The following is a 21,510-nucleotide window of genomic DNA, read 5'->3' as shown; positions in this document are numbered from 1 at the left end:
CCGCCTACTCGCCGGCGCCGGCCTCCGCGAGTCGTTGGTGCAGCCTCGCCCGAATGTCGTCGGGGGTGTAGGCACGTCGCTTGCGCTGATCCCGCGCCACCAGCGCGCCGCCCGCCACCACCCCGGCGACACCGGCCAGACCGATCCACTTCCAGATGCCTCGCATCGCCCTAGTTTGCCTAAGCTGCCCTGGTGAACGCGAACACGGTGACGCTCGAGCGTGCCCTGGCCGAGACCCGGACCGGCGACATCTGGCTGTTCCGCGGCGAGTCCGGTCCCGACCGCGCCATCCAGACCATGACCAACGCCCCCGTCAACCACGTGGGCATGACGGTGGCCGTCGACGATCTGCCACCGCTGATCTGGCACGCCGAACTCGGCGACAAGCTCGAATGCCTGTGGAGCGGCGGACATCACCGCGGGGTACAACTCAACGACCTCCGCCAGGCCGTGGAACGGTGGATGCTCACCTACGGCCAGCGCTGCTGGCTGCGCCAGCTGACGCCGTATGCCGCCCGCCAACAGGAGGACGACCTGCTCCGAGTGGTCGCCCGGATGGACGGCACCGCGTTCCCGACGACCGCCAAGCTCACCGCACGATGGTTCCGCGGCCGGGTGCCCACGCTGCACGACTGGACCAAGGGCATCCCGATCCTCGACGACCGGGTTCAGCGGGTCACCGGTCGCAAGCGGGAGCGACGCCAGAAGGTGGGGCTGGAGACCGCCTACTGTGCGGAGACCGTCGCCGTCACCTATCAGGAGATGGGTCTGCTGGCCACCGACAAGGACACCAACTGGTTCGACCCCGGCAAGTTCTGGAGCGGTGACACGCTGCCCCTCGCGCCCGGCTACGACCTCGGTGACGAGATCTCGGTCGTCCTCTGACCCACGGCTGGGTACCGTAGCGTCGAGGCATGTACCGAACCGTCGCAGTGTTCGCCGCCATTGGGGTCACGCTCGCGGGGTGCGCGGGAATCGGCGACGAATCCACCACCTGCCACGACTTCACCGGCATGAGTCAGGACACCCGCAGCGCCACCATCGCGAACGTCCTCAAGGCCCGCAACGGCCGCAACGCCTCGACCTCCGACGTCGCGGCGCGCGTCGCGGCCACCCTCGAGTTCTGCGGCAAGGACGCCAACCGGGACAAGGACGTCGGCGACGTCAGCTGACCCGTAGCGCCGTCGACAGCGCGCGAACCACCGAGTGCTTGCCCAGGTCGACCTTGAACCCGTTCTGCGCCAACGGTTCGGCGCCCGCCATGATCCGCTCCGCGACCCGCCGAAAGGCGGCCTCGTCCGGCGGTTGGCCGATCAACTCCGCCTCGGCCTGCGCCACGCGCCACGGCATCGGCGCGACGCCACCCATCGCCACGGCGGCGGCGCTGACGACGCCGTCCTCGACGTGCAACCCGGCGGCGACGGACACCAATGCGAAGGCGTAGCTGTGCCGGTCCCGCACCTTGAGGTACCAGGAGTGCTCGGCGAACGGCGATGGTGGCAACTCCACGCCGACGATCAGCTCCGCGGTGCGCAGCGTGTTGTCCCGTTGCGGCTCGTCGCCGGGCCGCCGGAAGAAGTCCGCGATCGAGACCTCGCGCCGGCCGTCGGGACCGTATACGTGCACCGTCGCGTCGAGGATGGCCAGCGCAACGGCCATGTCGGACGGGTGGATCGCGACGCACGAGTCGCTGGCCCCGAAGATGGCGTGCTCGCGGTTGAAGCCGTCCCGCGCCGCACACCCCGAGCCGGGTCGACGCTTGTTGCACTGCGCGAAGGCGGTTTCCATGAAGTACGGGCACCGGGTGCGCTGCAGCAGATTGCCGCCGACGGTCGCCATGTTGCGCAGTTGCGTCGTCGCCCCCGACAGGATCGCATGGGAGAGCACCGGATAGCGGGTGCGGATCGACGGGTGGTTGGCCAGCGCGCTGTTGGTGACGCCCGAGCCGATGAGGACGCCACCGGTGTCGGTATCGGTGATCTCGCGCAGTCCCAGGCGACCGACGTCGACGAGGGTCGTCGGCGACTCGACCCCGCCCTTCATCAGGTCCAGCAGGTTCGTTCCGCCGGCGTAGTAGGTCCCGCCGGTGGCGACGACGCGGTCGACGGCGCCCTCGACGGTGGTGGCGTGCTCGAAGTCGAAGGTCTTCACTTCTCCTCCACCACACCGGCGATGGCCTCGACGATGTTGGCGTAGGCACCGCAGCGACAGATGTTGCCGGCCATCCGCTCCCGAATCTCGTCGTCGGACAACGTCTTCGGGCCGTGGCACACCGTGGCGCGGCCGGCCTCGAACGACGCCGTGGACAGGTCGCCCCTGGCGTGCTCGTGCAGCATGGCGTGCGCGGAGGAGATTTGGCCCGAGGTGCAGAAGCCGCACTGGAATCCGTCGCAGTCGACGAAGGCCTGCTGCAGCGGATGCAGTCGATCCCCGTCGGCGATGCCCTCGACGGTGAGCACGTCCCGGCCGTCGACGGAGGCGGCGAGCGTCAGGCAGCTGACCACCCGCTCGCCGTCGACCGCGACGGTGCATGCCCCGCAGAGTCCGTGGTCGCAGCCCTTCTTGGTGCCCGTCAGGTGCAAGGTCTCCCGGAGCAGGTCCAGCAGCGTCGACCTGACGTCGGCGGATACGGTGCGCGTCACCCCGTTGACCACGAGCACGAGCTCTCTCATGGCGTGCCTGCCTCGGCGTCGAACGGTGTCATCAACTGCTCCAGGGTGATTGGCAGATCACGCAACCGCGTCCCGGTGGCGTGGAAGATGGCGTTCGTGATCGCCGCGGGCACACCGCAGGCGCCGATCTCGCCGATGCCCCGAACCCCTACCGGGTCGAGGCCGTAGTCGGGCACGTCGACGAAGCCGATGTCGAACTCGGGGCGGTCGGCGTGGGTGGGCAGGTAGTACTCCCCGATCAATTGAGCGGTGTGCGCGTCGTAGGGCACCTGCTCGAGCAGTGCCATGCCGAGTCCGAAGGTGATGCCGCCCATCACCTGGTTGCGGGCCAGCTTGGGGTTGAGCACCCGACCGCAGTCCATGATCGCCACCCATCGGGTCACCGACACCCGCCCGATCTGCTCGTCGACCGTGACCTCGCAGAAGTGCGCACCAAACGACTGCGACACCGGCCCGTCGTCGGCGACGCCGTCGCTGGTGATGGTGAAGTTCAGGGTGGCCAGTTGATCCGGGGCGAGGCGGCTAACGTGAGCACCCATGTCGTCCAGCTTCTTTCGCCACTCGGTGGCGGCCCGATGCACCGCCGAACCGACGGTGGCGGTCGTCTGCGAAGCTCCGCTGTAGGGCGCGTCGGGGAACAGCGAGTCGCCCGAGTCGAACCCCACCATCGCGACGTCGAGGCCGGCCGCCTCGGCCGCGATCTGGGTCATGACGGTGCGCACGCCGGTGCCGACCTCGTGGGTGGCCGAGGCGAATCGCACGTGGCCGTCCGCAGTGGTGGTGACGCGGCAGCTCGCCGGCATCCGCCGGCCAGGATAGGTGGCCGTCGCCATCCCCCAGCCCACCCGGAGGCCGTCGCGCGTCAGCGTTCGCGATGCCATCGGCCGGTCCGCCCAACCAAAGCGCTCGGCGCCCTGCAGGTAGCACTCCCGCAGATGCTTGCCCGACCACGGCCTGCCACTGGCCTGGTCGTGGTCGGCGTCGTTGCGCAGCCGTAGTTCGAGCGGGTCGACGTTGGAGGCGTAGGCCAACTCGTCCATCGCCACCTCGAGGGCGAACAGGCCTGGCGCCTCACCCGGGCCGCGCATGAAACACGGTGTGGGATGGTTGATCCGGGCGACGGTGTGGGACACGACGAGCCGCGGCGAATCATAGAGGAAGCGGGCCGAGAGTCCGACGGGTTCACAGAAGTGTGCGATGGTCGAGGTCTCGGTCAGGGTGTGCTGCTCGGTGCTGAGGATGCGCGCGGCGTCGTCGGCGACAAGCGCCAGGTGTTGGTCGGTCCTGGGGCGGTGCCCCGTGGAGGAGAACATCTGATCGCGGGTCAGCACCAGCTTGACCGGACGTCGCACCTCCCGTGCCGCGACGGCGCACAGTGCGACGTGCATCCAGAGGAAGCTCTTCGAGCCGAACGCCCCACCGACCAACCGCGAGACGATGCGCACGTTCGCCTCGGGAATGCCGAGGTAGGCGGCCAGCGCGACGCGTTCGCCGGTGATCCAGCGGGTGGTGTCGTGGACGGTGAGCACGTCGCCGTCCCACTGTGCGACGGTCGCCGACAGTTCGATCGGATAGTGCGCGTTGCGGGGTGTGGTGTAGCGAGCCGAAACCCTTGTCGCCCCCACGGGTTCGTCGTCGGCGCCGCGACTGTCCTGCAGCTTCTCCTCGACGAGTTTGACGAAGTGGTCGGGTTGGTAGACGCCGTGGCGGATGGGCCCGCCGTCGTCGTCGGAGCCACCCGGCTCGTCGAGCACCTCGCGCGCGCCCAGCCGAGCCGGGGCCGATTCGTAGGACAGCTCGAACGAGGCCGCGGCCGCCGTGGCGTTCTCGAGCGTGTCGGCGACCACCAGCGCCATGTGCTGGCCCACGTGCTGCACGGTCAGGTCCGACAGCGGCGGGCGGCGTTCGAGCGGCAGGTCGTCGCTCATGTCACGCGGCGGTGGTTGCAGCGCAGGGCAATTCAGGGGTGTCAGGGCATGCAGCACGCCCGGCGCGGCGAGGGCGCGTTGGGTGCTGCTCCGCAGCGACTCGGCGGTGACGGTGCCGTGCGGGATCTCCGATTGCACCAGCACGGCGTACGCCGTCCCGGGGACGACGACGTCCGCGGTGTAGATCGCTTGGCCCGTCACCTTGTCGATGCCCTCGACCCGGTTCATCGGCGAGCCGATGACCCCTGGCGCATCTGCGGTCGACGTCATGTCGTCACCCTCGCCTCTCAACACGGTCCACGTCGACGATGCTGGCCCCCATTACAGATACCCGCTACCTGGCATCGGCGCATGCCGAATGATCGGGACCGGCTGGGCCGAGCAACGACTGGGCAGCCAACCGCAGGCCCGAGCGTGCCACCGACTCGAGGTGCGCTATTCGGTGCGCCTCCCAGGGGCCGAGCCGCGGCGAATCCGCGCCGGCCTCCCAGCCGTGCAGGGCGCCCGCCAGGGTGGCCGCATCGCCGAGCGCCTTCGACGTTCCCGAGGCGGTGTGCGGTCGCACCGTCCCCGCCGCGTCGCCGATGAGCACCGCCTGGTCGACGACCATCCGCGACGGTGGCAGGTCCAACACCGGTTGCATGAAGAGCGTCGACTGGCCGATCAGTTCGACGAACGGACGGGGAAGGGTGCGTTCGGCGATCGTCGTCACCTCGGCCAGGTGCTCGGCGGTCAGCTCCCCCGGCGGCAGGAAGTTGTCGTAGCGCCGCCCGGACCGGCCGGTCAGCAGCCGCGCGAGGGCCTTCTCGGCGGTGTTGACGTACCAGACCCAGTTGACGCGACGCGAGCCGCGCTCGCGATCGCCGTTCGCACCCGGGACCAGGTAGCACAGCATTTGCATGCCGGGCGCGCCAAAAGCGGTGAACCGCTCCGCGAGCAGGTCCACCAAGTGCCCGGGAAGCTCCGCTTCCGGCTCGAGTCCGCGCCATGCGACGTAACCGGAGTAGGCGACGTCCCCGGGCAGCCGCAGCAGACCGCGCGTGGTGGACCCGACACCGTCCGCACCGACCAGGAGGTCGGTCGTCGTCCGGTGACCGTCGGCGAAAGTGGCAGTGATGCTGCCACCTTCGACGCTCAGCTCGTCAAGCTCGCTGCCCAGGCGGTATCGAACGTCGTCGAGCGGCGCCCGCAGCGCGGCGTAGAGGGTGTCCCAGGCCGTCATCCACTGCGGCGCCTCGTAGCGGCCGATGCGCGAGTCGCGGTGCAGCTGCTGACGTTCCCGAAGCAGGACGCTGACCGACGGCACCGAGATGCCGAGCCGGGCCAGCAGCGATTCGACCTCGGGCTGCATGACGATTCCCGCGCCGCGGGGTTGCGTGCGGTCGACCGACCGCTCGTAGACGGTGACGTCGGCGCCGATGAAGCGCAGTTCGTGGGCGGCGGCGAGTCCGCCGACGGAGCCGCCGACGACGGCCGCCGTGAACGAGTGGGCGGCGGCGGACATGGAACTCAGCCTCGCCCGGGCAGCCTCGCGCGGCAATGTCGCCGCACACACACCTCTACCGCAGGCATGTGCCGCCCTACACCGTGGCCACGTCCAGCACCGTGAGAGCGGCACTGAACTGTAGGGCGATCGCGGGGTCGGCGAGGTCGACGCCACAGAGTTGCTCGATGCGGCGCAGCCGCTGGGTGACGGTGTTGGGGTGGATGTGCAGGGCGCCCGCGGTCCGGCTGCGGTCGAGCTTGCAGGCGAAGTGGGTGCGCAGCGTCTCGACCAGGTCGGTGCGATGGGCGGCGTCGTAGTCCAGTAGCGGGCCCAGCGAGCGCTCGGCGAAGGCGACCAACTGCGACGAGTCCTCCAGTTGCAGCAGCAGGCCCAGTACGCCCAGATCCTCCAGGCGGACCACGGTGTTGGTGCGCCCGGCGCTCATCGCGATGTCCAGCGCGCCCTTCGCGGTGCGGTAGGCCTCGCCGAAGCCATGCGATCCCGGCGCCGACACCGCGACGGTCGCCTCGGCGGACCGCGACACCGAACCCATTGTCCGCCGGATCAATTCGGCGGCATCGTCCTTGGCTTGACCGTCGACCGGCCACAACGTCACGACGTTGCCTCGGTGCATCGCCGTCAGGGGCCGTGGTCGCCGCGAGTGGGCGAGTTCGGCGACCAGCGACAGTGACCGCTGGTAGAGCCGGCTGTCGGCGGGTTCGTCCGCCGAGCCCAGGGCGCCCACCACGACGACGTGCGGTCGGGTGGGATCGTGGCCCAGCCGCTGGGCGCGTTGCGCGAGCCGTTCGGGGACGGTGGGGCCGGTGCTGAACAGCTCGGCCAGCAGTTCCCCGCGCAACCGGTGCTCCACCTCAGCGGCCGTCCGGATGCGCAGCAGCTCCAGGGAGATCACGATCGAGGCGTGCTCGACGGCGCGGACGCCCACCGGGTCGAGTGCGGATTCGCCGGTGGGAAACCAGATTCGAGCCACCACGTCGTCACCGAGCCGGGCGACGGAGACGAAGTAGGCCGGCCCGTCGTCTTCGCCGACGCGCACGGGAGCCGATCCGAGCGCCCCGTCGACGACGGCCGCCGCGCGCTCGGCGTCCCCGGGCAGGTCGGCGCCGTCCCCCGCCGTGGCCAGGACGACGTTGCGTGCGTCGTCGACGAGCACCGGGCGCCCGATCAATTCCGCGAGGACAGTCGCGATCCCGCCCAGTCCACCCGACCTCAACGTCACCGACAGCAGACGTTCGTGGATCTGCTCCGAGCGGGAGAGGGCGTCTCGCTGATGACGCAGAGACTCATTGAGTTGGCGGAGCTGCTCGAGTCGGCTGGCCGAGGTCAGCGCGATAGCCGCGTGATTCGCCAGCAGGGTCAACCGTTCCACCTCGCTGCCGGTGAACGCGTGCACCGGTGCGTAGTAGCCGTTGAGGGTGCCCAGGATCTGGTCGCCGGCGACGAGTGGCACGCAGACGATCGCGCGGTAGCCCTGCTCGCGGGCGACGCCACCCCACGGCCGGAACTCGGCCTCGGCGTCGATGTCGCGGATCGCCACGGCCCGCCCGGAGTGGTACGCCTGGCTCGACGGCGACCCGCTGTCCAGGCGCACCGGTCGGTCGGTGTTGACCCGGCTCACGTACTCGGCCGACAGGCCACTCCACCCGGCGATGACGAGGGCCTCATCGGCGTCATCGGGCGTCAGCACGCCACAGAAGTCGAATCCCAGAAGGGATCTCGCCGTCTCGGCGACGAGGTCCAGGACGTGGCGAAGATCGCCCGACGAGGTGGAGGCCGAACTCAGCTCCCGCAGCGCGCTCAGCCACGTGACCAATTCGGCGTCCGGCGGCGCCCCCGCATCCATGGCCATGGCGACCAGCATTCCACGCAGGTGTTCCTCGGCACACTCGATTGCCTGAAGAATGTCTCGACCTACATTGAGGGCCGGACCCACTGTGACGACACTCATAGTCATGACCACCACCGTCCCCGGCCCCACCGCCATCCACGCCGACGTTCGCGACATCCTCAACCCGGCCACCGGCGCCGTCATCGACACCGTCGCCGAACACGGCGCGGCCGGAGTCGACGCGGCCGTCGCCAAGGCCAAGGCGGCGTTCGAGAGTGGGCCGTGGCCGGCCCTGGTCCGCAGCCAGCGCGCCCGCCTGCTGCTGCGCATCGCCGACGCGATCGAGGCCAACGCCGACCGGCTCTACACGCTGGAGGCCCAGAACAACGGGCGGCCGATCACCGAGACCCGTGCGCAGCTGTCACGGGTGCCGGAGTGGTTCCGCTACAACGCGGGACTGCTGGCCGCCCAGCGCCAGGCGGTCCTGCCCGGCGACGGCCCCTACCTGACCTACCAGGAGCGTCGCCCGCTGGGCGTCTGCGGCATCATCACCCCCTTCAACCACCCGCTGCTGATCCTGGCCCGCAGCGTCTCGGCCGCCCTGGCCAACGGCAACACCGTCGTGGTCAAGCCGTCGGAGCTGACGCCGCTGACCACCCTGGTGCTGGCCGAGATCATGGCCGAGGCCGGTCTGCCCGACGGCGTGGTCAACGTGGTCACCGGCGCGCGGGAGGCCGGAGCCCGGCTCACCCAGCATCCCGACGTCGCGAAGATCACGCTGACCGGTGGCACCGAGGCAGGCCGCGCGGCGGCGATCGCCACGGCGTCGCGTTTCGCCCGGGTCACCGCCGAACTGGGCGGCAAGACCCCCGTCATCGTGTTGGACGACGTCGACCCCGTGGTCGCCGCCCAGGGTGCTGCGTTCGCCGCCTTCGTCGCCGCAGGCCAATCCTGCGTCGCCGGCTCGCGATTCCTGGTGGACCGCAACGTCTACGACGAGTTCGTGGCCGCCCTCTCTGCCCGGGCCGGCGCCATTCGCATCGGCGACCCCACCGACGCCGACACCCAGCTGGGGCCGCTGATCAGCGCCCGTCAACGCGACAAGGTTCGGGCCCTGATCGCGGCCGGCATCGACGACGGCGCGCGCCTGGTCGCCGGCGGAGGGCTGCCCGAACTGCCAGAAGCGTTGCAGCAGGGCTTCTTCCTGCAGCCGACCGTGCTCGCCGACGCTACGATGGCCAACACCGTCGCGATGGAGGAGATCTTCGGCCCGGTCGCCGTCGTCATCCCGTTCGACGACGAGGACGAGGCCGTCCGGATGGCCAACGACAACCGCTACGGCCTCGGTGCCGGAGTGTGGACCACCGACGTCGGGCGCGCCCATCGCGTCGCCTCGGCCATCGTGGCGGGCATGGTCTGGGTCAACGACCACCATCGCCTCGAACCGTCCCTGCCCTGGGGCGGAGTGAAGGAATCGGGTCTCGGCAAGGACGCCGGATCCGAATCGTTCGACGACTTCTCCTGGATCAAGACCGTCGTCGTCCGCACCGCCGCCGATCACGTCGACTGGTACGGCGGTGGGGAGCACGGCCGGCTCAACTGATCCGTTTCGAATCACTCGTCGCACGAAGGGTTTCACATGACATCCAGCACCGTACCACCGCAGGGGTGGCGCAGGGAGATCACCCGTACCCAGTGGCTCGTCCTCGCGGGCACCACCCTCGGTTGGGGTCTAGACGGCTTCGCCGGCAGCCTCTACATCCTGGTCCTCGGACCGGCGATGAGCGAGCTGCTCCCCAACAGCGGGCTGCAGGCCGGCCCCGCCACGATCGGCTACTACGGCGGCATGACCGTCGCGCTGTTCCTCATCGGCTGGGCGACCGGCGGCATCCTGTTCGGCGTCCTGGCCGACTACTTCGGCCGCACGCGGGTGTTGTCGCTCGGCATCCTGACCTATGCCGTCTTCAGCGCCTTGGCGGCCTTCGCCGACACCTGGTGGCAACTCGGAATCCTACGTTTCATCGCGGGATTGGGCTCCGGGGTTGAGGCACCCGTCGGAGCGGCTCTGATCGCCGAGACCTGGCGCAACCGATACCGGGCCCGCGCCGGCGGAATCATGATGTCGGGCTACGCCGCCGGTTTCTTCGCCGCCGCTGCCGCCTACGCCCTGTGGGGTAGCCACGGCTGGCGGTTGATGCTGGCGCTGGCCGGTCTGCCCGCGCTCGTGGTCTGGTTCATCCGCCGTTACGTGCCGGAGCCGCCCGAGATCAACGCCCACCTTACCGCTCGCCGGGAACGAAAGACCAACGGCACCAGTACCGCTGCCGACCAATTCGTCCTGCGCAGGTTGCTGGTACCACCGTTCCGGCGGCCGATGCTGATCTGCACCGCGCTGGCATCCGGTGCGCTCGTCACCTTCTGGAGCGTGTCCACCTGGTACCCGCAGATCATCCGGCAGCTCACCGCGGCCGAGAACCTGCCGACCGGACTGGCCGATCACCGGGTGGCCACCGCTGCGATGCTGTTCAACGCCGGCGGCATCGTCGGCTATGCCTCCTGGGGCTTCCTCGCCGACGCCATCGGCCGGCGCAAGGCCTTCCTGGTCAGCTTCGGCGTTTCGGCCGTCACCGTGGCGTGGACGTTCCCGTTCGACCGCGGCTACACCGAATACCTCTTCGTCATGCCACTTCTCGGCTTCGGCCTGTTCGGCGCCCTGTCCGGGACGTTCATCTACGCCCCCGAACTGTTCCCGCCGAGCGTCCGCGCCACCGCGCTGGCCGTCTGCAACAGCGTGGGCCGCTACGTCACCGCCCTCGGGCCGCTCGCGGCGGGTGCCATCGCCACCTCGTGGTTCGGCGGCAACCTCGGTGTCGCCACCGCAGTGGTGGCCGCCTTCGGCCTCATCGCCGTCGTCGGCCTGGCCTTCTGCAAGGAGACCCGTGGAGACGCCCTGCCCGCCGATCCCATTCCTGCACAACTCCTTCAGCCCAGCGAGAAGAGCGCGTCATGAGCGACTACACCAACGCCAGAGCCATCGTCGTCGGCGGATCGATCGGCGGTCTTACCGCCGCACTGTTACTGCGTGACCTCGGCTTCACCGTCGACGTCTACGAGCGCACCCCCACCGCACTCGACGGCCGGGGCAGCGGGATCGTCCTGCAGCCCGACACGGTGCGCTGGTTCACCGAGCGCAGCAGCCAGAGTCTCGCCGACCTGAGCACGTCGACCTCCGCGGTCCAGTACCTCACCCCCGACGGCGACGTCGAGTACCGCGAGGAATGCACCTGGACCTACACGTCGTGGGGCACGTTCTACCGCGCGCTGCTCGCCGACTTCAACTCCTCCTCGGATACCGAGCGTTACCACTACGGTGAATATGCCTGTGGATTCAGCGAACACGATGGCGGCGTCACCGTTCGCTTCGTCAGCGGCCGGCGCGAGACCGCCGACCTGGTGGTGTTCGCCGACGGCGTCACCTCGGTGGCCCGCGAGCGCTTCGACCCCGAATCCGGGCTGCAGTACTCGGGTTACGTTGGATGGCGCGGCACGGTGGCGCTGCGCGATCTCGATGCCGCGACGCGCGACGTCCTGCAGGACGCCATCACCTATCAGGTGATCCCCCACTCGCACATCACGATGTACCCGATCCCCGGCGAGAACGGCCTCGGCCTCGACGACCGCTTGATGAACTACGTCTGGTACCGCAACGTGGCCGCCGGGCCCGACCTGACCGAGATGCTCATCGACAAGCGCGGTTTCGCCGGTTCCGTGTCCGTGCACCCGGGCCAGGTGCAGGATCGCTACATCGACGAGATGAAGCAGACCGCGGCCGAGCGCATGGCGCCAGCGATAGCGAACGTCATCCGAGCCACCAAGACCCCCTATCTGCAGGTCGTCTCCGACAGCCGGTCGGCGCGGATGGCCATGGGTCGGGTGGCGCTCATCGGTGACGCCGCCTGCGCGGCCCGGCCGCACGCCGCGGCTGGGACGGCCAAGGCGGCCGCCGACGGGTGGGCGCTGGCCGCCGCACTCGAGCAGGCCGGCGGTGACGTCGCGGCCGCACTGCGGAAGTGGGAGCCGGCCCAACTCCAGATGAGCGACGCCCTCTTGCGCCGCGTCGTGGCCATGGGTGAGCGTTCACAGTTCAGCAATACCTGGACGCCGGGCGATCCCGATCTGCGTTTCGGGCTCTACGGCCCCGGCAAGTAACCAACCCCCAAACATGAAGGACGACAGAATGACCGACAGCAGCTTCCTCTCCGATCTGCCCCTCGCGGGCGACCTCGTCTCCACCGACTTCGACAGCTGGCCCGAATGGCTCAAGACCGAATTCGCCGAGCACGCTCACGACGGCGAGGTCGGATCACGACTGTTGAGCGAGAACGAGCGGGTGCGCGTGTGGGAGATCCGCCTGGCACCGGGCGAACGCTGGCACGCCCACCGGCACGTGCTCGACTACTTCTGGACGGCGATCAACGCCGGCCGCAGCAGGCAACACACCTTCGACGGGACCGTACGCGAGGTGTCCTACGATGCCGGCGAGACCCGTCACTTCCACTTCGGCCCCGGCGAATATCTGTTGCACGACATCGAGAACGTCGGTGAGACCGAGCTGATCTTCAGCACCGTCGAGCACCTCGACAGCGCCAACGCACCGCTGCCGCTGACTGCCGGCCGAAAGTAGGAGTCATGCCGCATCTGTTCACACCCCTCTCGCTGCGCGAGGTGACCTTCGCCCACCGGGCGTGGATGTCACCGATGATGCAGTTCGCCGCCCAACCGGACGGCGAGGACGTCGGATCTCCGTCGGACTGGCACCTGCAGCACCTGGGTTCGCGGGCCGCTGCGGGCGCGGCCCTGGTCATGGTCGAGGCCACCTCGATACACCCGCAGGGGCGTAGCAGCGTCTACGACACCGGGCTGTGGAACGACCGGCAGGCCATGGCATTTCGGCGGATCACCGACTTCGTCTCGGCGCAGGGGTCCGTGCCGGGCATCCAGCTGGTGCACGCCGGGCGCAAGGGCTCGACCGGTAGGCCCTGGCCGGACGAGAGCCGTGCGCCCGAGTCGTGGCAGACGGTCGCGGCCAGTGCCCGGCCCTTCGGCCGGCTGGAACGTCCCGCAGAGTTGAGCGTCGACGAGATCGGTTCCCTGGTCACGGCGTTCGCCGAGTCGGCGAGCCGCGCGGCCGACGCGGGCTTCAAGGTCCTCGAACTCCACGGGGCGCACGGCTATCTGATCCACCAGTTCCTGTCCCCGCACTCCAACGCCCGCACCGATCAGTACGGCGGCTCGCTGGAGAACCGGCTTCGGTTCGCCCTGGAGGTGACGACGGCCGTGCGTCAGGCCTGGCCCGACGAGCTGCCGCTGTTCTTCCGCGTCTCGGCCACCGATTGGCTCGGCGGAGACACCGACGACGAGCGCCCGGGATGGACGGTCGGCGAGACGCTCGAACTCGCCTCACGGCTCAAGACCCTGGGCGTCGACCTGATGGACGTCTCCAGCGGCGGATCCGCGCCGGACGCGAAGATCCCCGTCGGACCCGGCTACCAGGTTCCGTTCTCGGCAAGGGTGCGCAAGGAGATCGAGATCCCCACTGCCACCGTGGGACTCATCACCGAAGCCGATCAGGCCGACACGATCATCGCCGACGGGGACGCCGACGCGGTGTTCCTGGCTCGCGTGTTGCTGCGCAACCCCGGTTGGATTCGGCAGGCCGCGGACGAACTCGGCGCCACGCTCGCCCACCCGCCCCAGTACGAACGGGCGTTCCGCTAGGCGCAGACTCCCAGGGTGGGCTGCTAGCGTGCGACCGATGGGGAACCCGGGCGGCGTTCAGATCATCGTGATGGACGGGCCGACCGCCTCCACGCTGTCACAGATACTGCCTCTTCTGCTGCTCACCCTGATCATCGAGCTGCGTCGAAGTGCGTTGCACCAGAGGATCTCTCGGGTGTTGTTCGGACTGTTCTTCCTGGTGTTCGGTGTCATCGAGACCGTGCTGGTGCTCTCCATCGACGGCACCCTCTACCCGTTCCAGTGGGGCGATCTTCTCTCTGCCCTGGCCATCTTCACGCTGCTGACGATGATCTTCGTCATCTCGTTCATCGATCCCGGTCCGCCCCGCGACGGCCCCCGGGACCGCCGCGACGGTGGCAATCCGTAGGACGTGGGCAACCGCAACAGGTAGAGCACCCGGTCGATTCGCCGGCGCCGCGCGCGCAGCTTGAGGGTGACGCGGATCCCGACGACCAGGGCCGCCACCACGACGCCGATCCACAGGATCGCGGCAATCAGCACGATCACCTCGACGGCGGACACGGCTTCGAGCCTTGCCGATCCCGGTCCCGCCGAGGTCACGGCAGGGCCACACCTCGGCATCCCTTCCGGCTAGCTGCAATACCGAATGGGTGTCAGCGTCGATTCCATGCCGGGCTCCCCGACGCAGGATTGAAGACGTCACACAGACCGATCCACACCAGGAGCCATCATGAAGAAGTCACCGTTCACCAACGTCATCCCGGGCCTGGCCGCCGTCGCCATCGGCGGTGTCGTCGCCCTTGCCCCCGCCGCCAACGCGGCCCCGCTGCCGACCCCCGCCACCCACTCGGTGGTCATCTCCGCCAGCGGTGCGGGCACCGACCCGCTGGTGCCCTTCGGCACCGAGCCTCAGGAACCGTCGCACCTCGGTTACGTCGACTCCAACCACGACGAGATCGACACCACCAACGGTCAGGTCGACCTGCCGTTCTGACGCCCGGGCGAGACGGGCGGCCCGTCAGGGCCGCCCGCTCCCGGCGTGTTCGGGATAGGCGTGGACGAGGGCCGACGACAGCCGCGGAACGGCGTGCGTCAGCGCATGTTCGGCGTCGTGGGCGATGCGATGGGCCTCCGACAGACGCAGAGCCGGGTCGACGTCCAATTCGGCGTCGGCGTGCAGCCGGTGCCCGATCCACCGCATTCGGATGCTGCGCACCGCGGTCACACCGGGCTCGGCCGCCAGGGCGGCCTCCGCCGCATCGACGAAAGTCGGGTCGACGCCGTCCATGAGGCGACGGAACACGTCGCGGGCGGCGGTTCGCAGCACGGCCAGGATCGCCACCGTGATCACCAGCCCGATGACCGGATCGGCCAGCGGAAAGCCGAGCGCCACGGCGCCGGCGCCGAGAAGCACCGCCAGCGAGGTGAAGCCGTCGGTGCGGGCGTGGAGGCCGTCGGCGACCAGGGCCGCCGATCCGATCCGGCGTCCCACCCGGATCCGGTACACCGCGACGAATTCGTTGCCGAGGAACCCGACGAAACCGGCGAGGGCCACCCATCCGACGTGCTGCACCGGTACGGGGTCGACCAGCCGACGGATCGACTCGATGCCGGCGACGATCGCCGAGGCGGCGATCATGGCGAGCACGAACAGTCCCGCGAGGTCCTCGGCGCGGCCGAAGCCGTAGGTGTAGCGGCGGGTGGCGGCCCTGGTGCTCAGCGCGAACGCGATCCACAACGGGATGGCGGTCAGCGCGTCGGAGAAGTTGTGAATGGTGTCGGCCAGCAGTGCGACCGACCCGGACACGCTGACGATGACCATCTGGGCGACGGCCGTCGCACCCAGGGCCATCAGGCTGATCTTGACGGCCCGAATGCCGGCGGCGCTGGACGCCAATGCGTCGTCGACGGCGTCGGCGGCGTCGTGACCGTGCGGAGCGAACACCTCACGGACGGCCGCGCCGAGGACACCGCCCCAGCCGTCGTGATGGTGGTGGTGGTGGTGGTCATGATCGTGGTCGTGCCCCTGCGCCGTGGCGGGTTGGTGGCTCATCAGGCGTTCTCCGCGTGGTGGTCGGGATGCAGGGCGCGCAGGGCGGCGGCGCCGGCGTGATGACCGGGCACGCCCGGCCCCGAGTGCTCCGCGTTGAAGACGGCGTCGGTGACCAGTTGCGCGACGTGGTCGTTCTCCAGGCTGTAGTAGATCGTCGTTCCGTCGCGGCGCGGTCGGACCAGGCGCGCCATCCGCAGCTTGGCCAAGTGCTGCGACACCGATGGTGCGGGTTTGCCAACGTGCTCGGCGAGTTCGTTGACCGACATCTCGTGGTCCACCAGCGCCCACAGCACCTGGACGCGGGTCGCGTCGGCGAGCATCCGGAACACCTCGACGACGAGACCCACCTCGTCGTCGGGCAATCTGCGGCGGCATCCACCCGTACCTGCATTCATACGCAGATAATGGACGTTCGCGGGCCTCGCCGTCAAACCTGTGCGGTTCCGTACAGTCCGCTGAACATGTGCCAGCTCTGGCTCGTCTTGCGAAATCTGCACCAAGGTCGCCCTGCATCCTGCGCGTCGCCGAGCGGATGCTGCGACCGGGTGGCGTCGCGTTCGTCGAGATGAAGTACCACTCCGCGACTGGCTACCCCGGGCATACAAGCGTGACTACGCGCGCAGCGCGTCGACGATGACGACCTTCGGCATCGACGAATTCTGGTCGCTCACAGCAGAATGCGGGCTCACTCCGCGACTGGTGACGTTGGTCCCGGAGAATCACCTCGACACCCGCTATGCCTACTACGCCCTCACCAAGGACGCGGGTTAGGCATTACTCTCGCGAAAACCCTGCCGGCCGATGGCATCCCGGTCGATCAGCGACCACACCTCGCCAATCCGCCGGTCGTCGAAACGGTAGAACACGTGCTCGACGAACGACACCCGTCCACCCGTCGGCTCGAATCCCAGGAACGCGTGCCGCGGAGTGCAGTCGAAGGACAGTCGGCACGACACGACGCGGTCGTCGGCGAGCAGGATGTCCGGGACGAATTGCAGGTCGGGGATCGCCTGGGTGTCGGCCTCCAGCATGGCGCGGTAGCCGGTGAGCGCCAAGTCCCGCCCGTTGTGCACTACGTCGTCGGCGACATAGCGGCCGAGGTCCGACCATCGCCGATCGTTCAGACACGTCAGGTAGTCCCGGTAGATCCTCAGTAGATCGCTCACGGATCCATCATCGTCGGTTTACGCTCGTGCCGACGGCGTCAGTGGGCCAGCTTGAGCCCGACCACCCCCGCGACGATCATCATCGCGCAGGCCACCTTGAGCACGGATGCCGCCTCCCCGCCGGTGACCATCGCGTAGCCGACGGTGAGGACGGCGCCGATGCCGACCCACACCGCGTAGGCGGTCCCCACTGGCAAGTCCCGCATGGCGAAGGCCAGTCCCGCCATGCTGGCGACGATGGCGACGAGGAACACGACGCTCGGCGCCAGCTTGCTGAAGCCCTCGGACTTGCCCATCGCGGTGGCCCACACCGCTTCGAGGACACCGGACAGGGCGAGAATGGCCCACGACATGACGTTTCTCCCGGGCCGTCTTGTCGCACACCGGGTACGGCACCCATCGTCCGGAAGCCAACGTTTCGGCTCTGTTACGAAGTTCTCACACCAGCCGGCTCGGGGCAAGGTCAGATTGGTCACCCGGGTTGAGCAGCGAGTGTGGGCCTCGTGCACGCGATGACCCCCGATCGGGGGCACAGCGCCCACAGTCGGCGGGCGAGACCCGCCGCCAGTGTCCTACCGTCAGGGAATGAGCATTCGGGATGCCGTCCTGGCGGGTGTGGCGAAGCAACTCGGCCATCCGAGTGGTTTCCGCGGGCGCCTCGTGGGCGCCGCTCTCAATCGGGGCAACCGGCACTTGGTGGGCATGGCCACGCAGACGCTGCAACTCGGCGAGGCATCAGTGGTGGCCGACGTCGGCTTCGGCGGCGGGGTGGGACTTCACCTGCTGCTACGCGCTGTCGGTCCCTCCGCCCGCGTTCACGGCGTCGAGGTGTCGCAGACGATGCTCAGTCAGGCCGCTCGGCGACACCGCCGAGACGTCGCGTCGGGACGGCTCTCGTTGCATTCTGCGTCCATGGCCGAATTGCCCTTCGCCGATGGGGAATTGGACGGCGTCATCACCGTCAACACCATCTACTTCGTCGCGGACCTCGATCCAGCGTTCGCGGAGCTTGCCCGGGTCGTCAACGGCACGGGTCGGCTGGTCGTCGGCTTGGCCGACCCCGAGGTGATGGCACGACTTCCGTTCACCGAGCACGGTTTTCGCCTCCGCCCGGTACCGGAAGTGGCCGACGCCCTGCGCAGCACCGGCCTGAGCGTCGAGCACCAGCGGATCAGCGACCACGCCGACGCGCCGCACCTGCTGATCGCCCGGGCGACCGCCTGAGACGGGCGCCACGTCGACCTACACGTTGAATCGGAACTCGACCACGTCGCCGTCGGCCATCACGTAGTCCTTGCCCTCCATGCGCACCTTGCCCGCAGACTTCGCCGCGGCCATCGAGCCCGCGGCGACGAGGTCGTCGTAGGACACGATCTCGGCCTTGATGAAGCCCTTTTCGAAGTCGGTGTGGATCACCCCGGCCGCCTTCGGCGCCGTGTCGCCGCGGTGGATCGTCCACGCCCGCGACTCCTTCGGCCCGGCGGTCAGATAGGTCTGCAGCTCGAGGGTGTGAAAACCAGCGCGCGCCAACGCATCCAGGCCCTTCTCCGTCTGGCCGATCGACTCCAGCAGCTCCGCGGCCGACTCGTCGTCGAGCTCCTGGAGTTCGGCCTCGATCTTCGCGTCGAGGAACACCGCGTCGGCGGGCGCCACCAGCGCGCGCAACTCGGCCTTCTTCGCGTCGTCGGTCAGCACCGATTCGTCGGCGTTGAACACGTAGAGGAACGGCTTGGTGGTCATCAGGTTGAGCTCGCGCAGCAGGGAGACGTCCGCCCCCGCGGCGAACAGCGTGGTGCCACCGTCGAGGACGGCCTGCGCGGCCACCGCCGCCTCGTGCACCGACTTTCGGTCCTTGTTGGTGCGCGCTTCCTTCTCCAGCCGCGGCACGGCCTTCTCCAACGTCTGCATGTCGGCCAGGATCAGCTCGGTCTCGATGACCTCGATGTCGGACTTGGGGTCGACCTTGCCGTCCACGTGGACGACGTCGTCGTCGGCGAACACCCGCACCACCTGGCAGATCGCGTCGCACTCGCGGATGTTGGCCAGGAACTTGTTACCCAGGCCCGCGCCCTCGGAGGCACCCTTGACGATGCCCGCGATGTCGACGAACGTCACCGGCGCGGGCACCGTCTTCTCCGATCCGAAGATCTCGGCGAGCTTGTCGAGCCGAGGGTCGGGCAGTGCCACGACGCCCTCGTTGGGTTCGATCGTCGCGAACGGATAGTTCGCGGCGAGCACGTCATTGCGCGTCAACGCATTGAACAGCGTCGACTTTCCGACGTTGGGAAGTCCGACGATTCCAAGATTGAGGCCCACGGATCGAACAGTCTAGGCGTCGTCGGACCGGCGTCCGTGGGCGCGCCAGCGCGCGCTGTCGGTGCACACATCGCGATTGCCGGTACGGTCGACGTGTGTCAGGACTGCGCGGACGGTCGGCGGTGGCCGTCGACCATCGATCGGCGCTGCCCCATGTCCCCGGAATCCCCTGGTGGGGGGCCGCGCTGGTGGCAGTCGTCTTCACGGCGATCGGTGTCGTGTTCGACGCCGGCGACGCGAACAGCGCCCTCGGCGGCGCCTTCGCCGCGTGCTACGTGATCGGTTGCGTGGCCGCCGTACTCGCCGTCCGCCAGTCGGGGCTCTTCACCTCCGTCATCCAACCCCCGCTCATCCTCTTCGTCGCCGTGCCGTTCGCGTATTTCGTGTTCCACGGCAGCACCTTCACCGGCATCAAGGACACGCTGATCAACTGCGGTTACCCGCTGATCGAACGCTTCCCCCTGATGTTCTTCACCTCGGCGACGGTGCTCGTCCTCGGTCTGGTCCGCTGGTACCTGGGCATGTCGGCCAAACGGGCGCTGCCGGCGGACGCCGAGCAGGTCGCCGAGCCGCCCGACGAGGTCGCGGCGGCAGCCGAGAAGTTGGCCGCCAAGCCCCGACGCAGCACCCGCAGCACCCGCAGCACGGAGGCCCGGGCCGCGGCTGCGATGGACCCGATGGACGACGACGCACCGCGGCCCTCACGCCGCACGACGAGGACCCCGGCCACCGGTGCCGAGCGGTCGACCGGAGCTGCCGCCGAGAGGCGACCTCGACGTGCACGACCCTCCGGGGCTCCCGAGACCGAGATCATCGAACCCGTGCTGGACCGTCCGCGTCGGCGCAACACCGCCCCCGTCGACCCGGCCGCCGAACCACGCCGTCGACCCCGGGCCACCGAGCCGCGGACCCGTGAGCCGCGCGAATCCCGCGAATCCCGCGAGCCCCGCGAGCGGCGTCCTCGACCTCCGGTGGACCGCCGAGGCAGTTCGAGCGACCGCGACCGACCCGACCGCGAGCGCTACGACCGGCCACAGCGCCGGGAGCGTCCCGACTCCTACGAGCGCCCCGAGCGCCGTCGCCCCCGCGCGGGCGACTACGAGCCATACGAACCACCGGTCACTCGGACGAACGGCAGCAGCGGGACACATCACCCGATCTCCCGGGTGCGGTACCGCGGCTCCGAGGACGACGATTCGCGCACCGAGCATCGCAGCAGGCCCCGTCGGCCACGCCATTCGGCGCCCGACTCGTGGGAGTACGACGCTTAGTTGGCGGCTCCGCGCTTGGCGCGGATTGCCTTGGGCAGGGTGAACACCAGCGTCTCGTTGGCGGTCGTCACCGGCTGCACCGTGTCGTAGCCGTGCTCGGCCAGTCGCTCCAGCACACCGCGCACGAGCACCTCGGGCACCGACGCACCGGAGGTCACCCCGACGGTCGTCACCCCGTCGAGCCAGGCCGGGTCGATGTCCTCGGCGTAGTCGACCAGGTAGGCCGCGCCGGCGCCGGCGCCGAGCGCGACCTCGACCAGACGCACCGAGTTCGACGAGTTACGGGAGCCGACGACGATCACCAGCTCGCATTCGGGCGCCATCACCTTGACCGCCACCTGACGGTTCTGGGTGGCGTAGCAGATGTCGTCACTGGGCGGATCCTGCAGCGTGGGGAACTTCTCCCGCAGCCGGCGCACCGTCTCCATGGTCTCGTCGACGCTCAGGGTGGTCTGCGACAGCCAGATCACCTTGTTCGGGTCGCGGACGGTGACCGCGTCGACCGCGTCGGGGTTGTCGACGACCTGTACGTGATCGGGGGCCTCGCCGGCGGTGCCGACGACCTCCTCGTGTCCTTCGTGCCCGACGAGCAGGATGTCGTAGTCGTCGCGGGCGAACCGCTTGGCCTCGTTGTGCACCTTGGTGACCAGCGGGCAGGTGGCGTCGATCGTGGTCAGGTTCCGCTCGGCCGCCTCGACGTGCACCGTCGGGGCGACGCCGTGGGCGGAGAACACCACGATGGCGCCCTCGGGCACCTCGTCGGTGCGCTCGACGAACACCGCACCGGCCTTGGCCAGGGTGTCCACCACGTAGCGGTTGTGGACGATCTCGTGGCGCACGTAGACCGGAGCGCCGTGCTTCTCCAGCGCACGCTCGACGGTCTCGACCGCGCGGTCGACGCCGGCGCAGTAGCCACGCGGCTCCGCCAGCAGAACTCGCTTGCCCTCCACCGGCGCGGCGACGGAAAGGGTCGCGCCCGGCATACCCATGTTGATCGTCTCCGGCATGG

24 protein-coding genes and 1 riboswitch are annotated in these 21,510 nt (G+C 69.2%); of the genes, 12 read left to right on the top strand and 12 right to left on the bottom strand.

Going from position 1 to position 21,510, the window contains the following annotated elements:
* Positions 1 to 4 precede the first annotated feature (4 nt).
* A complete protein-coding gene (locus ABZ195_RS20180) occupies positions 5 to 166 on the bottom strand; it encodes a hypothetical protein (RefSeq protein WP_355220871.1) in 162 nt (53 codons plus the stop codon).
* A gap of 26 nt (positions 167 to 192) precedes the next feature.
* Between ABZ195_RS20180 and ABZ195_RS20175 the strand changes: the two genes are divergently transcribed.
* Positions 193 to 885, top strand: coding sequence for a guanylate cyclase (locus tag ABZ195_RS20175; RefSeq protein WP_355220869.1), 693 nt, complete (start codon positions 193 to 195; stop codon positions 883 to 885).
* Between the two features lie 29 nt (positions 886 to 914).
* The gene (locus ABZ195_RS20170) at positions 915 to 1,172 is read left to right on the top strand and encodes a hypothetical protein (RefSeq protein ID WP_355220867.1); all 258 of its coding nucleotides are present in this window, start codon (positions 915 to 917) and stop codon (positions 1,170 to 1,172) included.
* Here the strand turns inward: ABZ195_RS20170 and ABZ195_RS20165 are convergent.
* The 5 genes from ABZ195_RS20165 to ABZ195_RS20145 all read right to left on the bottom strand — a co-directional run bounded on the left by ABZ195_RS20165 (position 1,165) and on the right by ABZ195_RS20145 (position 7,956).
* On the bottom strand, positions 1,165 to 2,151 hold the full coding sequence (locus ABZ195_RS20165; protein ID WP_355220865.1) for a xanthine dehydrogenase family protein subunit M: 987 nt from the start codon (positions 2,149 to 2,151) through the stop codon (positions 1,165 to 1,167). The two genes, ABZ195_RS20170 and ABZ195_RS20165, sit on opposite strands and share 8 nt — an antisense overlap.
* The gene (locus ABZ195_RS20160) at positions 2,148 to 2,672 is read right to left on the bottom strand and encodes a 2Fe-2S iron-sulfur cluster-binding protein (protein WP_355220863.1); all 525 of its coding nucleotides are present in this window, start codon (positions 2,670 to 2,672) and stop codon (positions 2,148 to 2,150) included. The genes ABZ195_RS20165 and ABZ195_RS20160 overlap by 4 nt, the downstream gene beginning before the upstream one ends.
* The gene (locus ABZ195_RS20155; protein ID WP_355220861.1) at positions 2,669 to 4,870 is read right to left on the bottom strand and encodes a xanthine dehydrogenase family protein molybdopterin-binding subunit; all 2,202 of its coding nucleotides are present in this window, start codon (positions 4,868 to 4,870) and stop codon (positions 2,669 to 2,671) included. Before ABZ195_RS20155 ends, ABZ195_RS20160 begins: the two co-directional genes overlap by 4 nt.
* A gap of 64 nt (positions 4,871 to 4,934) precedes the next feature.
* Positions 4,935 to 6,104 (bottom strand): hypothetical protein, encoded by a 1,170-nt coding sequence (locus tag ABZ195_RS20150; protein WP_355220860.1) that lies wholly within the window; start codon positions 6,102 to 6,104, stop codon positions 4,935 to 4,937.
* Positions 6,105 to 6,180: 76 nt separating this feature from the next.
* The gene (locus ABZ195_RS20145; protein ID WP_355220858.1) at positions 6,181 to 7,956 is read right to left on the bottom strand and encodes a GAF domain-containing protein; all 1,776 of its coding nucleotides are present in this window, start codon (positions 7,954 to 7,956) and stop codon (positions 6,181 to 6,183) included.
* A 103-nt stretch (positions 7,957 to 8,059) separates the two neighbouring features.
* Between ABZ195_RS20145 and ABZ195_RS20140 the strand changes: the two genes are divergently transcribed.
* The 7 genes from ABZ195_RS20140 to ABZ195_RS20110 all read left to right on the top strand — a co-directional run bounded on the left by ABZ195_RS20140 (position 8,060) and on the right by ABZ195_RS20110 (position 14,689).
* Positions 8,060 to 9,538, top strand: a complete 1,479-nt coding sequence (locus ABZ195_RS20140) for an aldehyde dehydrogenase family protein (protein WP_355220856.1) — start codon at positions 8,060 to 8,062, stop codon at positions 9,536 to 9,538.
* A gap of 36 nt (positions 9,539 to 9,574) precedes the next feature.
* Entirely contained in the window at positions 9,575 to 10,945 is a 1,371-nt protein-coding gene (locus ABZ195_RS20135; RefSeq protein WP_355220855.1) for an MFS transporter, read from the top strand.
* Positions 10,942 to 12,144: an FAD-dependent monooxygenase gene (locus ABZ195_RS20130; protein ID WP_355220853.1), complete on the top strand. Its 1,203-nt coding sequence runs from the start codon at positions 10,942 to 10,944 to the stop codon at positions 12,142 to 12,144. The genes ABZ195_RS20135 and ABZ195_RS20130 overlap by 4 nt, the downstream gene beginning before the upstream one ends.
* A 28-nt stretch (positions 12,145 to 12,172) precedes the next feature.
* On the top strand, positions 12,173 to 12,619 hold the full coding sequence (locus ABZ195_RS20125; protein ID WP_355220851.1) for a hypothetical protein: 447 nt from the start codon (positions 12,173 to 12,175) through the stop codon (positions 12,617 to 12,619).
* A 5-nt stretch (positions 12,620 to 12,624) separates the two neighbouring features.
* A complete protein-coding gene (locus ABZ195_RS20120) occupies positions 12,625 to 13,713 on the top strand; it encodes an NADH:flavin oxidoreductase/NADH oxidase (protein WP_355220849.1) in 1,089 nt (362 codons plus the stop codon).
* Between the two features lie 37 nt (positions 13,714 to 13,750).
* Positions 13,751 to 14,101 (top strand): hypothetical protein, encoded by a 351-nt coding sequence (locus ABZ195_RS20115; RefSeq protein WP_355220848.1) that lies wholly within the window; start codon positions 13,751 to 13,753, stop codon positions 14,099 to 14,101.
* 324 nt (positions 14,102 to 14,425) lie between these two features.
* Positions 14,426 to 14,689: a hypothetical protein gene (locus ABZ195_RS20110; RefSeq protein ID WP_355220846.1), complete on the top strand. Its 264-nt coding sequence runs from the start codon at positions 14,426 to 14,428 to the stop codon at positions 14,687 to 14,689.
* Between the two features lie 24 nt (positions 14,690 to 14,713).
* On the opposite strand, the gene ABZ195_RS20105 is transcribed toward ABZ195_RS20110, so the two are convergent.
* Positions 14,714 to 15,748, bottom strand: a complete 1,035-nt coding sequence (locus ABZ195_RS20105) for a cation diffusion facilitator family transporter (RefSeq protein ID WP_355220845.1) — start codon at positions 15,746 to 15,748, stop codon at positions 14,714 to 14,716.
* Positions 15,748 to 16,143: a metalloregulator ArsR/SmtB family transcription factor gene (locus ABZ195_RS20100; RefSeq protein WP_355220843.1), complete on the bottom strand. Its 396-nt coding sequence runs from the start codon at positions 16,141 to 16,143 to the stop codon at positions 15,748 to 15,750. The genes ABZ195_RS20105 and ABZ195_RS20100 overlap by 1 nt, the downstream gene beginning before the upstream one ends.
* A 238-nt stretch (positions 16,144 to 16,381) precedes the next feature.
* Here ABZ195_RS20100 and ABZ195_RS20095 point away from each other — a divergent pair, with 238 nt between their 5' ends.
* Positions 16,382 to 16,519, top strand: a complete 138-nt coding sequence (locus ABZ195_RS20095; RefSeq protein WP_355220841.1) for a hypothetical protein — start codon at positions 16,382 to 16,384, stop codon at positions 16,517 to 16,519.
* Here ABZ195_RS20095 and ABZ195_RS20090 read toward each other — a convergent pair.
* Both ABZ195_RS20090 and ABZ195_RS20085 read right to left on the bottom strand, forming a co-directional pair.
* Positions 16,516 to 16,914, bottom strand: coding sequence for an ester cyclase (locus tag ABZ195_RS20090; protein WP_355220839.1), 399 nt, complete (start codon positions 16,912 to 16,914; stop codon positions 16,516 to 16,518). The genes ABZ195_RS20095 and ABZ195_RS20090 overlap by 4 nt on opposite strands.
* Positions 16,915 to 16,952: 38 nt before the next feature.
* Complete coding sequence (locus ABZ195_RS20085) at positions 16,953 to 17,267, bottom strand: multidrug efflux SMR transporter (protein ID WP_355220837.1); 315 nt, start codon at positions 17,265 to 17,267, stop codon at positions 16,953 to 16,955.
* Positions 17,268 to 17,276: 9 nt separating this feature from the next.
* Positions 17,277 to 17,342: riboswitch (guanidine-III (ykkC-III) riboswitch) on the bottom strand.
* Between the two features lie 157 nt (positions 17,343 to 17,499).
* Between ABZ195_RS20085 and ABZ195_RS20080 the strand changes: the two genes are divergently transcribed.
* On the top strand, positions 17,500 to 18,138 hold the full coding sequence (locus ABZ195_RS20080) for a methyltransferase domain-containing protein (protein WP_355220835.1): 639 nt from the start codon (positions 17,500 to 17,502) through the stop codon (positions 18,136 to 18,138).
* An 18-nt stretch (positions 18,139 to 18,156) separates the two neighbouring features.
* On the opposite strand, the gene ychF is transcribed toward ABZ195_RS20080, so the two are convergent.
* Complete coding sequence (ychF, locus tag ABZ195_RS20075) at positions 18,157 to 19,230, bottom strand: redox-regulated ATPase YchF (RefSeq protein ID WP_355220834.1); 1,074 nt, start codon at positions 19,228 to 19,230, stop codon at positions 18,157 to 18,159.
* Between the two features lie 95 nt (positions 19,231 to 19,325).
* Here ychF and ABZ195_RS20070 point away from each other — a divergent pair, with 95 nt between their 5' ends.
* Positions 19,326 to 20,501, top strand: a complete 1,176-nt coding sequence (locus ABZ195_RS20070; protein WP_355220832.1) for a DUF6542 domain-containing protein — start codon at positions 19,326 to 19,328, stop codon at positions 20,499 to 20,501.
* Here the strand turns inward: ABZ195_RS20070 and ABZ195_RS20065 are convergent.
* A complete protein-coding gene (locus tag ABZ195_RS20065; RefSeq protein WP_355220830.1) occupies positions 20,498 to 21,508 on the bottom strand; it encodes a 4-hydroxy-3-methylbut-2-enyl diphosphate reductase in 1,011 nt (336 codons plus the stop codon). The two genes, ABZ195_RS20070 and ABZ195_RS20065, sit on opposite strands and share 4 nt — an antisense overlap.
* Between the last annotated feature and the right edge of the window lie 2 nt (positions 21,509 to 21,510).

It is taken from the genome of Mycobacterium sp. NPDC006124 (assembly GCF_040614235.1).
In the GTDB taxonomy this organism is placed as follows: domain Bacteria; phylum Actinomycetota; class Actinomycetes; order Mycobacteriales; family Mycobacteriaceae; genus Mycobacterium.
The sequence above is the reverse complement of the archived record's forward strand: the minus strand, read 5'-3'. Positions and strand labels throughout refer to the sequence as shown.

Bases quoted from the DNA above. Each gene is read 5' to 3' on its own strand.
- ABZ195_RS20110 (WP_355220846.1), top strand. From the start codon at position 14,426: ATGAAGAAGTCACCGTTCACCAACGTCATCCCGGGCCTGGCCGCCGTC.
- ABZ195_RS20140 (WP_355220856.1), top strand. From the start codon at position 8,060: ATGACCACCACCGTCCCCGGCCCCACCGCCATCCACGCCGACGTTCGC.
- ABZ195_RS20100 (WP_355220843.1), bottom strand. From the start codon at position 16,143: ATGAATGCAGGTACGGGTGGATGCCGCCGCAGATTGCCCGACGACGAG.
- ABZ195_RS20065 (WP_355220830.1), bottom strand. From the start codon at position 21,508: ATGCCGGAGACGATCAACATGGGTATGCCGGGCGCGACCCTTTCCGTC.
- ABZ195_RS20115 (WP_355220848.1), top strand. From the start codon at position 13,751: ATGGGGAACCCGGGCGGCGTTCAGATCATCGTGATGGACGGGCCGACC.
- ABZ195_RS20085 (WP_355220837.1), bottom strand. From the start codon at position 17,267: ATGTCGTGGGCCATTCTCGCCCTGTCCGGTGTCCTCGAAGCGGTGTGG.
- ABZ195_RS20130 (WP_355220853.1), top strand. From the start codon at position 10,942: ATGAGCGACTACACCAACGCCAGAGCCATCGTCGTCGGCGGATCGATC.
- ABZ195_RS20105 (WP_355220845.1), bottom strand. From the start codon at position 15,748: ATGAGCCACCAACCCGCCACGGCGCAGGGGCACGACCACGATCATGAC.
- ABZ195_RS20095 (WP_355220841.1), top strand. From the start codon at position 16,382: ATGACGACCTTCGGCATCGACGAATTCTGGTCGCTCACAGCAGAATGC.
- ABZ195_RS20145 (WP_355220858.1), bottom strand. From the start codon at position 7,956: ATGGCCATGGATGCGGGGGCGCCGCCGGACGCCGAATTGGTCACGTGG.
- ABZ195_RS20150 (WP_355220860.1), bottom strand. From the start codon at position 6,104: ATGTCCGCCGCCGCCCACTCGTTCACGGCGGCCGTCGTCGGCGGCTCC.
- ABZ195_RS20170 (WP_355220867.1), top strand. From the start codon at position 915: ATGTACCGAACCGTCGCAGTGTTCGCCGCCATTGGGGTCACGCTCGCG.
- ABZ195_RS20120 (WP_355220849.1), top strand. From the start codon at position 12,625: ATGCCGCATCTGTTCACACCCCTCTCGCTGCGCGAGGTGACCTTCGCC.
- ABZ195_RS20160 (WP_355220863.1), bottom strand. From the start codon at position 2,672: ATGAGAGAGCTCGTGCTCGTGGTCAACGGGGTGACGCGCACCGTATCC.
- ABZ195_RS20180 (WP_355220871.1), bottom strand. From the start codon at position 166: ATGCGAGGCATCTGGAAGTGGATCGGTCTGGCCGGTGTCGCCGGGGTG.
- ABZ195_RS20080 (WP_355220835.1), top strand. From the start codon at position 17,500: ATGAGCATTCGGGATGCCGTCCTGGCGGGTGTGGCGAAGCAACTCGGC.
- ABZ195_RS20135 (WP_355220855.1), top strand. From the start codon at position 9,575: ATGACATCCAGCACCGTACCACCGCAGGGGTGGCGCAGGGAGATCACC.
- ABZ195_RS20125 (WP_355220851.1), top strand. From the start codon at position 12,173: ATGACCGACAGCAGCTTCCTCTCCGATCTGCCCCTCGCGGGCGACCTC.
- ABZ195_RS20155 (WP_355220861.1), bottom strand. From the start codon at position 4,870: ATGACGTCGACCGCAGATGCGCCAGGGGTCATCGGCTCGCCGATGAAC.